At 45.5% G+C, this 14,186-nt stretch carries 13 protein-coding genes; 12 read left to right on the top strand and 1 reads right to left on the bottom strand.

What is annotated here, in order from left to right:
- Nucleotides 1-24: 24 nt before the first annotated feature.
- Genes KJS52_RS16025 through pgmB form a run of 7 tightly spaced genes read left to right on the top strand, consistent with a single transcriptional unit; the run spans nt 25 to nt 8,095 of the window.
- On the top strand, nt 25-1,587 hold the full coding sequence (locus KJS52_RS16025; RefSeq protein WP_213517087.1) for a sugar ABC transporter ATP-binding protein: 1,563 nt from the start codon (nt 25-27) through the stop codon (nt 1,585-1,587).
- Nucleotides 1,588-1,603: 16 nt separating this feature from the next.
- Nucleotides 1,604-2,572, top strand: coding sequence for an ABC transporter permease (locus KJS52_RS16020; protein ID WP_213517085.1), 969 nt, complete (start codon nt 1,604-1,606; stop codon nt 2,570-2,572).
- 42 nt (nt 2,573-2,614) lie between these two features.
- Entirely contained in the window at nt 2,615-3,742 is a 1,128-nt protein-coding gene (locus KJS52_RS16015; RefSeq protein ID WP_213517083.1) for a sugar ABC transporter substrate-binding protein, read from the top strand.
- A 51-nt stretch (nt 3,743-3,793) separates the two neighbouring features.
- Complete coding sequence (locus tag KJS52_RS16010) at nt 3,794-4,786, top strand: ABC transporter permease (protein WP_213517081.1); 993 nt, start codon at nt 3,794-3,796, stop codon at nt 4,784-4,786.
- 30 nt (nt 4,787-4,816) lie between these two features.
- The gene (locus KJS52_RS16005; protein WP_213517079.1) at nt 4,817-6,520 is read left to right on the top strand and encodes a glycoside hydrolase family 3 protein; all 1,704 of its coding nucleotides are present in this window, start codon (nt 4,817-4,819) and stop codon (nt 6,518-6,520) included.
- A gap of 15 nt (nt 6,521-6,535) precedes the next feature.
- Nucleotides 6,536-7,414 carry an alpha/beta hydrolase gene (locus KJS52_RS16000; protein WP_213517077.1) on the top strand — a complete coding sequence of 293 codons (879 nt, stop codon included), beginning with the start codon at nt 6,536-6,538 and terminating at the stop codon, nt 7,412-7,414.
- Nucleotides 7,415-8,095, top strand: coding sequence for a beta-phosphoglucomutase (pgmB, locus tag KJS52_RS15995; protein WP_213517075.1), 681 nt, complete (start codon nt 7,415-7,417; stop codon nt 8,093-8,095). It begins immediately after the preceding gene.
- A gap of 58 nt (nt 8,096-8,153) precedes the next feature.
- Here pgmB and KJS52_RS15990 read toward each other — a convergent pair whose 3' ends face one another.
- Nucleotides 8,154-9,098, bottom strand: coding sequence for a DNA-methyltransferase (locus tag KJS52_RS15990; RefSeq protein WP_213517073.1), 945 nt, complete (start codon nt 9,096-9,098; stop codon nt 8,154-8,156).
- A gap of 243 nt (nt 9,099-9,341) precedes the next feature.
- Here KJS52_RS15990 and KJS52_RS15985 point away from each other — a divergent pair, with 243 nt between their 5' ends.
- The 5 genes from KJS52_RS15985 (at nt 9,342) to KJS52_RS15965 (ending at nt 14,184) form a co-directional block, all read left to right on the top strand.
- Complete coding sequence (locus KJS52_RS15985) at nt 9,342-9,770, top strand: universal stress protein (RefSeq protein WP_213517071.1); 429 nt, start codon at nt 9,342-9,344, stop codon at nt 9,768-9,770.
- 400 nt (nt 9,771-10,170) lie between these two features.
- Nucleotides 10,171-10,947, top strand: coding sequence for an ABC transporter ATP-binding protein (locus tag KJS52_RS15980; RefSeq protein ID WP_213517070.1), 777 nt, complete (start codon nt 10,171-10,173; stop codon nt 10,945-10,947).
- A 33-nt stretch (nt 10,948-10,980) separates the two neighbouring features.
- Nucleotides 10,981-11,838 carry an ABC transporter permease gene (locus tag KJS52_RS15975; RefSeq protein WP_213517068.1) on the top strand — a complete coding sequence of 286 codons (858 nt, stop codon included), beginning with the start codon at nt 10,981-10,983 and terminating at the stop codon, nt 11,836-11,838.
- A gap of 52 nt (nt 11,839-11,890) precedes the next feature.
- Nucleotides 11,891-13,060, top strand: a complete 1,170-nt coding sequence (locus KJS52_RS15970; protein WP_213517066.1) for an ABC transporter substrate-binding protein — start codon at nt 11,891-11,893, stop codon at nt 13,058-13,060.
- Between the two features lie 50 nt (nt 13,061-13,110).
- Nucleotides 13,111-14,184 (top strand): LLM class flavin-dependent oxidoreductase, encoded by a 1,074-nt coding sequence (locus KJS52_RS15965; RefSeq protein WP_213517064.1) that lies wholly within the window; start codon nt 13,111-13,113, stop codon nt 14,182-14,184.
- The last annotated feature ends 2 nt before the right edge of the window (nt 14,185-14,186 follow it).

Below are 14,186 nucleotides of genomic sequence, written 5' to 3'. Positions count from 1 at the left end.
ATATCAAATTAAAGGAAGGTTTTTATGGACAAACCCGTATTTTTAGAAACAAAAAACATCATAAAAAAATTCAATGAGGTTACGGCTGTTAACGACGTAAGCATCAATATCTATCGTGGGGAAATTCGTGGTCTAATCGGTGAGAACGGTTCCGGGAAATCTACGATTTCAGCTATTATTAGTGGATTGCTTCCGAAAACAGCAGGTGAATTGATGCTTCAGGGAGCTTCTTACAATCCTAAAAGTCCGCTTGATGCAAGAGACAACAAAATATCGATGATTGTGCAGGAGGCGGGCACGATAGGGCAGCTTTCAATTGCAGAAAATATATTTTTGGGGGATGAAGTTCGCTTTTACAAGAATGGTGTTATTGATCGAAAGCGCATGCAGCAGGAAGCAGAAAAGGCGCTGGCGCTTATCGATTATGGAGATATGGATGTTTCATTGCCAGTATACAAACTGAACTTTGAACAGAGAAAGCTGATTGAAATTGCCAGAGCATTGTACTATGAGCCGGAGCTGTTCATTGTCGATGAGACAACAACAGCTTTGTCTCATGATGGCAGACAATTAATTCATCAGCTTATGCGCAAGCTGCGCGATCAGAACAAGGCTGTACTGTTTATTTCTCATGATCTTCCAGAGCTGATGGAAATATGCGATGCATTGACGGTTATGCGGGATGGAAATCTTATTACAACAATTGATCGTGCTGAATTTGATGAACATTATATTAAGCAATCTATGGTCGGCAGAGTCATTGAAGGCAATTACTACAGAAGCGACTTTGACGGTTCGCATGGCGAACAGGTTATGATGCGGGTTAACGGTGTTCATACCTCACTGCTTCAAAATATTAATCTTGAGCTCCATCAAGGTGAAATACTAGGAATTGGTGGATTGTCTGGCAGCGGAATGCATGAAATCGGAAAAGTTATGTTCGGCGAGCTAAAGCCAGATCAAGGTGAAGTGATCGTGTACGGTGAACGCCCTCCTTCCCGCAAGCAGGCTGAAGCTGCCAAGCATGAAAATGATCAGCAGCAGCTATATCCGCAGCTTGTCAAAAACGTACAAACTGCGATTGCCAATCAGATCGGCTATGTCTCGAAAAATCGCGACCAGGAAACACTCATTATGGAAGCGTCAATTAAAGAGAATTTGGTTTTATCTGCTTTGGACAAGCTGGCTAAATTTGGTCTGATTTTACCGGCTCAGGAAAAAAGCTTTGCCGCCAAGCAAATGCAAAATCTTAACGTGAAGGCAAGTGGCATGAATCAACCAGTTGGCGAGCTTTCAGGCGGAAACAAACAAAAGGTTTCCTTTGGCAAGTGGATCGGCAACAATTCAAAGATTTTAATTTTGGATAGCCCGACTCGTGGTGTTGATGTGGGCGTCAAGACGACGATGTATCAATTGTTGTACGCGCTGAAGCAACAAGGTTATGCGATTTTAATTATTTCCGAGGAACTGCCGGAGTTAATTGGAATGAGTGATCGAATTCTGATTATGAAGGATGGAAAAATAACGAACCAATTTATACGAGATGAACATCTGAGTGAATCGATGCTAATCGATTACATGATTTAAGGGAGGTGATGATTGAATGAGCGAACTTTCAATCCCGCTTTTTATTAAAAAGAATCAAAACACGCTAATCCAATATGCGGGGCTGCTGCTCGTGTTGATAGCGTTTACCGTTATGACAGACGGAGCATTGTTGTCTGATTTCAATATTCGCACAATCTTAAAACAATTGGTTGTATTGTTTACGATATCCGTTGGCATGGTTTTTGTATTTTCGCATGGCGGGATGGATATATCGGCCGGAGCTGTTATTGCGCTAAGCTCTATGGTGGCTATTTATACGATAAATGCTGGGGCGCCTTTGGCAGTTGGGGTTCTTGCTGCAATAGCAGTATCTGTAGCTTGTTATATGGTAAATGTAATCATAAGTAACTTATTTGGTTTAATGGCGGTTATTTCATCACTTGCTATCATGTTTGTAGCAAGAGGGCTGGTTACCTATCAAGTATCAACATCAAGCGCCAAAATTGCCTTGACAGATACAGGCGTGCTAAGAGAAATAGGACGAAGCATGCCAATCATTATTACCATTATTGTGCTGGTTGGCGTTGTTGGATATGTAATCTTTCATTTTACTAAAATCGGAAAACACAGCAAAGCAATCGGCGACAATCCGCTTGCAGCTTCGCAAAGCGGAGTGCGTGTAAAATATACGAAGCTCATTTCGTATGCAATAGCTGGTGTTCTAGTAGGCTGTGCCTCGATTCTTTCGCTGTCGAGATCAGCAGTCGTTAGTGAAAATACAGGAATGGGCATGGAAATGGATGTTATTGTTGCGCTTGTTCTGGGTGGAATGGCACTGAACGGAGGAAGCCGTTCAAAAATGAGTTCTGCTTTTGTCGGCAGCATTACCTATGTAGTGCTGAATAATGGCCTTGTAATGGTAGGCGTTGCGCCAGAAGTTGTATCTCTAATCAGAGGCATTATTTTTTTGCTTGTAGTGTTTTTGTTGCTGAGAAGACCTAGGGGAGAAGTTATGCCTAGGTAGCCTAGGGATAGCGTTATAAAAAATAATAAAGGGGTAATTGTCATGAAACAAAAGAAATGGATGTTCAATCTATTGGCGTTTATTTTACTTGCAGGTGTCGTTTTGGCAGGATGCAGCGGCGAGAAAGATAGTGGTTCAAGCAGTGAGCAGAAAGATTTTACAATTGGCGTTATGTTATATAACTATACGGACATTCAGGGACAGCAAATTAAAGAATATAGTGCTTATCTCGAACAACATTTTAACGTGAAGTTTAACTTTGCTACCGTAGGGTCCAGCGAGGAGGACCATATCAGCGGTCTTGAAAACTTGCTTGCTTCTGGTGTAGACGCCGTCATTAGCGGCTATGACACAGCGCTTGAGCAAAGTGTAAGCCTTGCTGAGGAAGCAGGCGTGTACTATTCGGTTACACTTGGAGAAGTAGATGAAGCCATCACAAGTGATTATTTCGTAGGGGGCATTAAGCAATTTGGAGAAGATCCGCAGCAATTAGGAGCGAAATATGCCAAGCAAGCGTATGCTGCCGGTGTTAAGCATATCGGGATTACGTCGTTTCCAGAGTTCGCATTTGTAGATGCTCCTGCGATCATTAAAGGCTTTACGGATGAAATAAAAAATCTTGACACGGCGGGAGAGATTACCGTGTATCCAACGGAATATCACTCATTTGCTCCGGAAAATGCAGTAGATGCTGTAACTAAAATTATATCCAATTATCCTGAGGTAGATGCGATTTTCGGTTTAGGGTCTGGCATGGATTTTGTTTATCCGGCAATTCTTAACAGCACGAAGCCAGACATTCGACTGTTGGCGCTTGGTTATAACGATTCAGTAACAGCAGGCATGGAAAATGGCAGCATTATTATGGCAGGAACGAACAATTACGGCGAGCTTGTCGCCAATTCCTTTGCGCAATTGTATGATCGCCTAAACGGAAAGGCTTACTCGGATTGGCAGCAAAATGGCTATGTCAACTACGTAACGTTCACTACAGTTGAAGAAATCGAGGACTTTAAAAACTACGTTATTCCAAAGGATAAGTCAAACGGTGCTGTTACGGCAGAGGAGTTAAAGCAAACGATGCTAAGCTTCAACGATCGTGCAACCTGGGAATCGTTGCAAAAATTAACGAATCGGACGCTTGCTGAAATTAAAGCGGAAAGAAATTAAATTATGCTTGCTATTTCAAAAAAATTAGGCAAGCCGTAACGGAGTGAAACTATGACAGGCTTGATTCTAAAACGGGTAGTTAATCTTTTAAAAACGTTTGTGTTTCCGCTTGCCGTCTATCTCATTATTTTGCTTATAACCATTTTAATGGACAAGAGCGGCTATATGTCTTCCGGGGCTTTTGATCGAATCGTGAGAGGCAGCGTATTAACAACGATAATAGCATATGCGATTGCGTTGCCTCTTTCCGGAGGCAGATGGGATTTTGCGCCTGGAATTATTATTATACTGGCTGGTATTACTGGCAGCAATCTGGCCATTGCATTAGGCTTGGGGCCGGTGATGCTGCTTGTGCTTACAATTGTGATTGCAATTATACTCAGTGTGCTTGAAGGTATTCTTTATTTGACGATGCGGGTGCCGACTATAATTGTCTCGCTTGGTGTCGTCATGATATATGAGGCGATTTCCGGTGTTATATTTGGCGGTTCAGGAACACAGTTGTATATGCATGCTAATTTGACTGTATTCTCCCGTTCTCCTTGGATTTATATTGTGCTTTTGCTTGTAATGGTGCTGTTTTATTATTTGCTGAGCCATACCAAGTTCGGTTACGATACGAGGGCGCTTGCCGCTAGCCCGCGCCTGGCTGTCAATGCGGGCGTCAAGGAAAAGAAAAATATAGTAATCACTTATATAGTGGTTGGAGCGCTGCTCGGCGTCGCGGCGGTATTGAATGCTTCAACGGTGCTTGTTACACCGGCTAGCAATTTGAGCTCAACCTCATTGATGTTCTCTTCTATGGGCCCAGTTCTGGTTGGCCTCTATTTAGCACAATTTACAAATTTATCGTTAGGGATTTTTGCAGGTGCGCTGGGCATGAATGCATTATCCTACGGCATGGTTGTGCTAGGCATTGACAGCTCGCTGCAAACCGTCATTGTTGGCGTGTTTATCGTTGCTTTCATGGCATATACCACGAATAAGGAGCAATTGCGCGCTCTGTTCAGCCGCAAGCGGTTGGCGCCCAAGACCAGGCTGTAGAAGAGTTAGTTGAGAGGAGAATGATAAAGCATGGACATTAATATGTTACGGAATAAACCGTTTTATTTGGATGATGAACAATTGCGCTGGGTTCAAGCGACCTTTGAGCAAATGACAACGAACGAGAAAATCGGGCAATTGTTTTTTATGGTTGGTTATAAGCAAGACGAGCCTTTTTTAAGAAGGCTGACCGAGGAGCTAGGAGTAGGCGGACTTATGTGCCGTTCCATGGAGAAAGAAAGTGTGTTGGCTACAGTGTCTACGTTGCAGCGCTACACCAAAATTCCGCTTCTGATTGCAGCTAATCTGGAGGCGGGAGGCCAAGGCATAACGTCGGATGGCACGAAAATTGGCTCCAATCTGGCGATTGCGGCTACTGATGAAACTGAGCTGGCGTATCGGCTGGGAGAGGTGTGCGCAATGGAAGGTAAAAGTGTCGGCGCCAACTATGCATTTGCCCCGGTCGTTGATGTTGATTATAATTTCCGCAATCCAATTACGAACACGCGAACGTTCGGCAGCGATCCGGAGCGAGTGAAGCGTATGGGAGCAGCCTATATGCAGGCGGTGCAAGAGCGGGGAATGGCAGTATCCATCAAGCATTTTCCCGGGGATGGCGTAGACGAGCGGGATCAGCATCTTGTGACATCAGTAAACACGATGTCGCCTGAAGAGTGGGACGAAAGCTTCGGAGACATATACCGCCATCTTATTAATGAAGGTGCCAAAACCGTAATGGTAGGTCATATTTCGTTGCCGGAATATTCAAAAAAGCTGAATCCGGCATTGCAGGATGAGCAGATTTTGCCTGCATCTCTTGCGCCAGAGCTTCTTAACGGGTTGTTGCGGGAGCAATTGGGCTTTAACGGGTTAATTATTACGGATGCAACGACGATGGCGGGAATGAATATTCCAATGCCGAGAAATGAACTTGTGCCCAAAGCGATTGAGCATGGCTGTGATATGTTTTTGTTTACGAAAAACCTTGATGAAGATATTTTGTTTATGAAGCAAGGGCTGGAAACCGGGATGCTTTCCGCTCAACGGTTGGATGAAGCAGTTTTGCGCATCCTTGGCTTAAAGGCCTCGCTTGCTTTGCATAAAATCAACAATATTCCGTCACTGGATCATGCAAACGCCGTGCTGAAAAGTGAAGCTCATTTGACCATTGCCAGACAGGTTGCTGACCGCTCGATTACGTTGGTTAAGGAAGAAGCGGGCGTGCTTCCCCTTACTAGCGAGCGGTACAAGCATATTCTGCTTTATGATATTGAGAGTGAGGCTAATGCTCTTGGCTATCATAAATCAAAAGGGCTTGCAGCCTCCTTTACTCCTTTGCTGGAACGTGAAGGCTTTAGCGTCACCAGATTCGAGCCAAGCGGAGTTTACGAAGGACACCAGGGCTCATTTGACGATATGAAGGAGCGTTATGATCTCATCATCTATTTATGCAATCTGGCAACAAAATCGAATCAGACTACAGTAAGAATTGAATGGATCAATCCGATGGGAATTAACGTGCCCATTTATATGCAGTCCATTCCAACTATTTTTATTTCAACTGAAAATCCTTACCATTTGCTAGATGTGCCTAGAGTTAAAACTTATATTAACACGTACGGCACGAATGATTATACTTTGCCTTTACTCGTACAAAAGCTGATGGGGAAATCAAAATTTGTTGGGAAAAGCCCAGTTGATCCATTCTGCGGCAAATGGGATACGCGATTATAGAAAGGCGGATAAACCGTGATCCATAAAACGATAAAGTTATTTGAGCATGCTTCGGCGACTTTGACAACCTATATTCAGCAGGATGGAGAGTTTGATCGCAAGCACTTGATTCGCCCGGCTGTGCTGATTTGTCCAGGCGGAGGCTATGCGCTTATTTCACAAAATGAAGCGGAGCCTGTCGCGTTGGCTTATGCCAGAATGGGGTATCATGCATTTGTGCTTAGTTATTCCGTTAAAATTGAAAATCCTTTTCCTACAGCATTGCGTGAGCTTGCCAAGTCAATGGCGATTATTCGTGAACATGCGGAGGAATGGCTGGTTGATCAAGACGATATTACAGTAATCGGTTTTTCAGCCGGAGGAAATCTTGCCTTAAGCTTGGGGCTGTATTATAAAAAGGATCTCATTACGAGTGAAATAGGGCTCACTTCTGAGCAAATTAAGCCGAATCAGCTTATTCTTGGTTATCCAGCAGTTACATTGGAGTCCCGTGAGCAGGAAACTCCAGCCTTTGTCATTGAGCTGATGGAAAAGGGGCTAATGCCGGATTTCCGCGGACCGAATATTCGCGAAATTTTAATGGGCAAGCAAAATTTGACGGATGATGAGAAAAAATCACTCAATTTGCTGCAATATGTTAACGCTGATGTGCCGCGCACCTTTATATGGGGAACATACGAGGATAGCGTAATTCTGCCAACCGATCTGCTCGGCTTGGCCGGGAAATTGGTTGAGTATAATGTGCCATGCGAGCTTCATATGTTCGAAAAGGGCCCTCACGGTATGTCGCTTGGCGATGCAACCGTGAAGTCTGAGGAACAGGTCAAGTCCTTAAGCCTCGGTTCATGGGTTGACCTAAGTGCCAAATGGTTAGAGCAGGGAAGGAAGCAGTAAATGGACAGAAAGCCGCAATTGTTTATTTTTGATCTTGATGGAGTTATAACCGATACTGCTGAGTTTCATTATTTAGCTTGGCGAAAGATCGGAGAAGAGCTGGGCATTGTTGTAGATCGTGCGTTAAATGAGCGCTTAAAGGGTGTAAGCCGCATGGAATCCTTGAACCGCGTTCTTGCTGCTGCTTCACAAGCAAAAGAAATGACAGAACATGAAAAAGAGCAGTGGGCTAGCAAAAAAAATGCCATCTACCAGCAATTGATCGATACAATAAAGCCAAGTGATGTGCTGCCTGGCATTTCTGAGCTAATCCGCGAACTGAAGGAAAGACAATTTAAATTGGCTTTAGGCTCGGCAAGTCGCAATGCAACATTTGTGCTGGATAAGCTTGGCTTGCAGGATGCCTTTGATTATGTCGTCGATGCCAGCAAAATCCGCTTTGGCAAGCCTCATCCTGAAACGTTTACCAATGCCGCAGATTATTTTTCTATTCCTTATCATGCTTGTATTGGTGTAGAAGACTCAGAGGCAGGCATCGAGGCCATCAATAGCGCCGGCATGTTTTCCGTTGGTGTTGGCTGCTTGGATGCATTGCATCAAGCAAACTATATCGTTAGCGACACCTCACAGCTTAAGCTTGATCGTATTGTTGAGGCTTATCGTCTAGCAGCTTGGAATTAATAGAAAAGCGCAGCATCAAAGTAATGTCTTTGACGCTGCGCTTTTGTCATGCACACTGCTATTCGCTTTCTGCTTGAAAATCTTCGTTCCGCTTCACCTTTTCTTGCACCTGCAGCGAGTTTCGTTCCCAGAATACGCCTTCCGCGTAGCCTTGAATGGTTATATCCTCCTCGGCCAGCTTCAATCGCTTTTCCGCCAGGCAGGCGAAGGTTTCATCCAGCTCGATGCCGACATAGTGCCGCTTCAGCTTTTTGGCGACGACGGAGGTTGTGCCTGAGCCGAGAAATGGATCAAATACGACATCCTGCTCATTGGAGCTTGCCAATATAATTTTGGCGAGCAGCTTCTCGGGCTTTTGTGTCGGATGGTCGGTATTTTCAGGCATCGACCAGAACGGCACTGTCAAATCTGTCCACAAATTCGACGGATGGGTCAAACGGAACTTGTCTCCCGCCTGTTCGTCCCAATCCTTGGGCTTGCCCTGCTCGTTGCGATAAGGCGCGATCACCTTGCGTTTCATCTTGACCTGATCGACGTTAAAGGTGTAGCTGGTTGAACAGGTGCAGAACCAAATATCCTCAGATGCATTTTTCCAATTGGTAAGCGAGCCTCTGCCTTTTTCACGCTCCCATGTAATGCGATTAATGATGTTTAAATATTTTGAGGCAACCTCAAAAATCGAGTGACTAGAGCGCCAGTCACCGCATATGTATACAGAAGCGTGGGGCTTTAAGATGCGAATCAGCTGTGAAAACCATGAATCCAGCCATTCGGTATAAGCGTCACTGGACATTTTATTAAACGTTTTGCCGTTAAAGCTTTTAGTCAAATTATAAGGAGGATCGATAAACATCAGATCAACAAATTGATCAGGTAGCTTGTCCATCGCCTCGAATAAATTTTGCTGAATCGTTTTATTTAAAATTTGCTCGGTAGTGGCTGGCTGTGACAGCGTTATAAGCTGTTGCTTGTATAATTGCCGCTCTTCTTCTGTCAGTATCATTGTGCGATTACGGGCAGCTCTATGTTTTTCTTGATTTTCGGTCAAAAATGATGCACCGCCTAACGAAATGTCATTACTCGATTAAGTATACTATGATTTCAGGAAGCTTTCACCATCTATAAGTTTTCAGAATTATTCAACAATTTAACCTGTTCACGATAAGCGCTTTCATGTAAAATGATAGTATAGCCACCTGCTATTAGCTGTACATTTGGAAAAAAGCTCAGACAAGGAGGAATGGAGATGTTTAACAAAATTCTTGTTGCGATCGACGGTTCCAAAATGAGCGATAAGGTGCTGCATGCTGCAGGGCAGCTTGCACAAGAGCATCAAGCAAAGCTGACACTTATTACGGTAGGCAAGGAGCTTGTCATTCCGCCTACAATGGTCATCACCGATTATGAAAAAATATTAGCCGAGATGAGCAATGCCGGCAAAGCGCTGCTGAAGGAGTCTCAGCAAAAGCTGAAAGGGTATGAGATTGAGACGGAGGCGCTATTTGTACAGGGAAGCAGTATATCACGGATGATTGTAAAGGTTGCGCAGGAGCAAAGCTATGATCTTATCGTAATCGGCAGTCGCGGCTTAGGCAATATTAAAGGCATGATGCTTGGCGGCGTCAGCCAGAAGGTTGCTCAGCTAAGCAATTGTCCGGTTCTAATCATAAAATAAATAAGTAGCTAGTACGCCAAGGTCTTTTTGGGAGATTCGCAAACGCGATCCACTCAAAAAGGCCTTTTTTGCTGCCTGCATGTCTGGATGCAATAGTGAGCTGGAAGGGAACAGTAAGCTGAAAAGGAAAAGTGAGCTAAAAACAAGGTTCGCGTTATATTTACGTTATATAAATTAACATTAAACTAAAATAAAATAATACTTATGTGTAGAAAAATACAATAAAAAACAAAGAAAGCGGATTATATATGCTATAAATCGTGCAGTAATACAAACTTATTTATAGTAAGGTTATATAAATTGACATGATTATATCGCGGTGATACGATTTGATTACCAGCTTAATTGATTAATTAAATATTTTTAACTAAATACTTAAAGGTGAGTGTGGTGATCCAACGTGACGTACATCAAGATCCAGCAAGTAAGCAAATTTTACAAGCGAAGAGGGCAGGTTACAGAAGCGCTGCGTGACATTAATCTCGAATTTGAGCAAGGCACATTTGTAAGTTTGATCGGTCCGAGCGGCTGCGGAAAATCGACTCTGTTGCGAATAGTTGGCGGATTAACGGACATTGATCAAGGTGAGGTTGCAATTGGCGGGCTATCGCCGCTAGGAGCTCAAAAGCAAAAGCAGTTCGGCTTTGTGCCACAGTCACCAGCCTTGTTTCCATGGCGAACGGTGCTGCAAAATATGAATGTTCCGTTTGAAGTGAATACGAAGGGGACAGGAATGAAGCTGGAGCAACGCGAGGACCCTGTTGAGCTGCTGCAGTCAGTTGGCTTGGGCGACTTTGTTCATTCCTATGCCAAGGAGCTGTCGGGCGGGATGCAGCAGCGGGTAGGGATTGCCAGAGCATTTGGATCAGGCGCGCCGATTTTGCTAATGGATGAGCCGTTTTCAGCTTTGGATGAAATTACGCGAGAGATGATTAGCTACCAGCTGCTGGACATATGGCAAAGCCATCAGAAAACGGTGCTTTTCGTCACACATAGCCTGCGAGAAGCAGTGCTGCTGTCCGACAAGGTTGTGGTCATGTCGGCAAGGCCAGGGCAGGTGAGCAAGGTAATAGATATTGATCTGCCGCGTCCCCGTCACGCGGACATCGAGGACAATGAACAATTCCATCATTATATATCGGAAATTCGCGGGTATTTGCGCGAGAAGTGGAAGTAAATTAGCGCCATACAAAGAAAGGATGTGGAGTCAATGCGAAGTGCAGCAGAAGAAGCGACGATGATCGTCAGGCAAGAGGTGAGACAGAAGCAAAGGGAAGACAAGCTGCTGGTTAAGCTAAAGCTTAAGTTTTCCGAATCGATCTATTTACCGCCAGCAGCAGCATTTATCGCTTTATTTCTATTATGGGAGGCTGCGGTAAGACTGCTGAACGTAAATCCGGTAACATTGCCTGCGCCTACGGCAGTGGTGCGGGAGCTGGTCGGCTCCATTGCCTTTTATTTGCCTCATGCATGGGTCACCTTATATGAAGCGCTGCTCGGATTTTTTCTCGGCATGGCAGTTGCGATTACAGCGGGTATCTTTATGGCGCATTCAAGGCTGCTGGAGCGCATGCTGCTGCCGATCGCGATACTGGCTAACGTAACGCCGATTATGGCAATCGCCCCGCTGTTTATACTATGGTTTGGCTTTGATGCTTTGCCGAAGGTGCTAATTGCAGCGATTATTACGTTCTTTCCGATGCTGATCAATTCGATTATGGGCTTTCGCTCGATCGACGAGAACCATCTGGAGTATATGAACAGCCTGCATGCGAGCAAGCGTGAAATATTTACGAAGCTGCGCCTGCCGAACAGTCTGCCGTATTTGTTCTCGGCTGCCAGAACCTGTGTCAGCTTAAGTGTAATGGGTGCAGTCGTTGGGGAGTGGAGCGGCTCGACCGAAGGCTTGGGCAACATCATTATGATGTCGAGCAACTATATGCAAACAGAGCGCATGTTTTCTGCAATTTTTATGCTGGCGATAATGGGAATTTGCTTAACGAATATCGTGCGTTTTATTGAGATTAAGCTGCTTTCCTGGCATGTATCGAGCAATAGAGGGATATAGCCCGCGAAATTGGCAGGCACACGAACACAATAGATAAATGGAGGTATGGGAGATGGAGAAAGCTAGAAGGTTGTATATGATGGTAGTAATAATGATCGTTTGCTGCGCAATGGTGCTGTCTGCTTGCGGCAATGGCAATAATGCTGCGCCTTCCGCCAGCAATACACCGACGCCAACCCCAGAAGCAAGCAACGGCTCATCATCGGGTAATGCAGGCAATGAAGCGTCTGGCGAGCCGACTCAAGACATCAATTGGGCAGAGCGCAAGGCTATGAACGAAGCTGCTGGCGAGATTACGTATATGACAGGCTATTATTACGCAGCCTCACCTCCGGATATTCAAGTTGTGATGGCTGATGAGCTTGGCTATTTCGAGGAATTGGGCTTGAAGGTGAAAATTATGCCTGGTCTTGACTCGGAGGGGATGAAATTTTTGGCTGCCGGGCAAGCGCAAATTGCCTCTGCTGGCACGCCGAGCCTTGTTATTCAGTCGGTTGCCAACGGTGCAGATATTAGCGGGATTGCCACCTTCGGCGGAGTAGGCACAAGTGCGCTGCTTGTTATGAGCGATTCCGGCATCGCTGAGCCAAAGGATCTGGTTGGCAAAACGATTGGCTATCATGGAGCTATGCCGGCCAATATTTTGGCGATGTTCGACCATAACGGAGTTGATCCGACCTCAGTGAAGGGGGTTTCGGTAGGCTATGATCCTACGGTGCTCAGCACAGGCAAGGTTGATGCGTTAACGGTTTACAAGTCAAATGAGCCTTATCAACTGGAGCAAATGGGAGAAAGCGTGTCGATTATTGATCCAGGACAATTTGGCGCAGAAACCTCGTTCGGCGTGCTTGCAGCGAACAACAAGTTTGCAGCGGAGCATCCGACGGCGGTGGAGGATTTCTTGCGGGCAGTGTCGAAGGCACATGAATATGCAGTTGCTAACCCTGACGAGTCGCTGCAGGTGTTGGCTGCTCGCTCTGACTCTGTCTATGATATTCCAGCGGAAACGAATCGCTGGGCAGTCGAGCGAGAGCTCGTAGAAAGCTCGCGTGCAGAGGGCCATGGCGTAGCATGGCAAACTGACGAGCAGTGGCAGCGCGAAATCGACATGCTGTTTGCGGCAAGCGTTATTGGCGAGCAGCTAGAGGTGAGCAAGGTAATGAACAATGCGTTTATTGACAGCATCTATGACGGCGAGCAGCTGATTTGGCTGGAGCAGTAAAAGCTGTAGGAGCATGATCAGATTGTGAGAATGGAAAAGGAGCGATCAAGATGACGAGTAAAGATTTTAGTAACAAGGATTTTGGCGTGTTTCTTCCTGTAGCGAACGGAGGCTGGATTATTTCGCAGACGACACCAAAGCTTGATGGCAGATACGAAATTAATCGCAAGGCAGCCAAAATTGCTGATGAATACGGCTTTGATTTTATTATGGCGATGGCCAAATGGAAGGGCTATGGCGGCAACACCAATCATTGGGGAACTTCTCTCGAATCCATGACGATGATGGCTGCTCTGGCAGAGGCAACTTCTCGCGTAAAAATTTATGCAACGGCACATACGCTGCTGTTCCATCCGGTCGTAGCGGCCAAAATGTTTGCGACTCTTGACGATATTAGCGGCGGGCGCGTGGGCATGAACGTTGTATCAGGCTCATATGCCGGTGAGTTTCGCCAAATGGGGACATGGCCTGAGGAGCTGAGCCATAGCGACCGCTATGATCTGGCTCAGGAATGGATGCAGCTCGTGAAGCGGCTATGGAAGGAAGATCGCGTTACTCATACAGGCAAATATTTTACACTGGAGGATTGCGAATCCAATCCTAAGCCGATTCAGGAAAAGCCGTTTATTATTTGCGCAGGACAATCGGATAAAGGGCTGGGTGTAACGATTGACGAAGGCGATGCCTGCTTTGTAGGCGGACGCGATTTGGCTGATTTGGCGGAGATTAATGCAAGAGCTAAACAATTGGCTGCCGAGCGGAACAAGACGATCAAAACGTATTCGATGTTTACGGTTGTGACTGGCAAGACGGATGCTGAAGCCGAGGAGCGGGTGAAGCATTATTATGAGGGCGCAGATCTTGAAGCGATTAAAGGCTTGCTGCGCAGCTACGGGCTGGACCCGGATGGACGTGAAAGCTCGATATCGGTTCGCGCCAAGCAAGCGTTTATGAATGAAACAATTGCGGGCAGTGTCGATACGATCACTGCGCGCATTAAGGAAATATTGGAGGTATCGCAAATTGACGGCATGATGCTGACCTTCCCGGATTATGTGGAGGATTTAACCGTGTTTGGCAGAGACATTTTGCCGTTGCTGCGCGGTACGACTGTATCATCTTAAAT

Origin of the sequence: Paenibacillus montaniterrae (assembly GCF_018403185.1) — a bacterium.
GTDB classification, from domain to species: Bacteria; Bacillota; Bacilli; order Paenibacillales; family Paenibacillaceae; genus Pristimantibacillus; species Pristimantibacillus montaniterrae.
The sequence above is the reverse complement of the archived record's forward strand: the minus strand, read 5'-3'. Positions and strand labels throughout refer to the sequence as shown.

What these genes read in the sequence shown, in the direction of transcription:
- KJS52_RS15990 (WP_213517073.1), bottom strand. Translation starts at nt 9,098, where the DNA reads ATGATACTGACAGAAGAAGAGCGGCAATTATACAAGCAACAGCTTATA.
- KJS52_RS16025 (WP_213517087.1), top strand. Translation starts at nt 25, where the DNA reads ATGGACAAACCCGTATTTTTAGAAACAAAAAACATCATAAAAAAATTC.
- KJS52_RS15985 (WP_213517071.1), top strand. Translation starts at nt 9,342, where the DNA reads ATGTTTAACAAAATTCTTGTTGCGATCGACGGTTCCAAAATGAGCGAT.
- KJS52_RS16015 (WP_213517083.1), top strand. Translation starts at nt 2,615, where the DNA reads ATGAAACAAAAGAAATGGATGTTCAATCTATTGGCGTTTATTTTACTT.
- KJS52_RS16005 (WP_213517079.1), top strand. Translation starts at nt 4,817, where the DNA reads ATGGACATTAATATGTTACGGAATAAACCGTTTTATTTGGATGATGAA.
- KJS52_RS15975 (WP_213517068.1), top strand. Translation starts at nt 10,981, where the DNA reads ATGCGAAGTGCAGCAGAAGAAGCGACGATGATCGTCAGGCAAGAGGTG.
- KJS52_RS16010 (WP_213517081.1), top strand. Translation starts at nt 3,794, where the DNA reads ATGACAGGCTTGATTCTAAAACGGGTAGTTAATCTTTTAAAAACGTTT.
- KJS52_RS15970 (WP_213517066.1), top strand. Translation starts at nt 11,891, where the DNA reads ATGGAGAAAGCTAGAAGGTTGTATATGATGGTAGTAATAATGATCGTT.
- KJS52_RS15965 (WP_213517064.1), top strand. Translation starts at nt 13,111, where the DNA reads ATGACGAGTAAAGATTTTAGTAACAAGGATTTTGGCGTGTTTCTTCCT.
- pgmB (WP_213517075.1), top strand. Translation starts at nt 7,415, where the DNA reads ATGGACAGAAAGCCGCAATTGTTTATTTTTGATCTTGATGGAGTTATA.
- KJS52_RS16020 (WP_213517085.1), top strand. Translation starts at nt 1,604, where the DNA reads ATGAGCGAACTTTCAATCCCGCTTTTTATTAAAAAGAATCAAAACACG.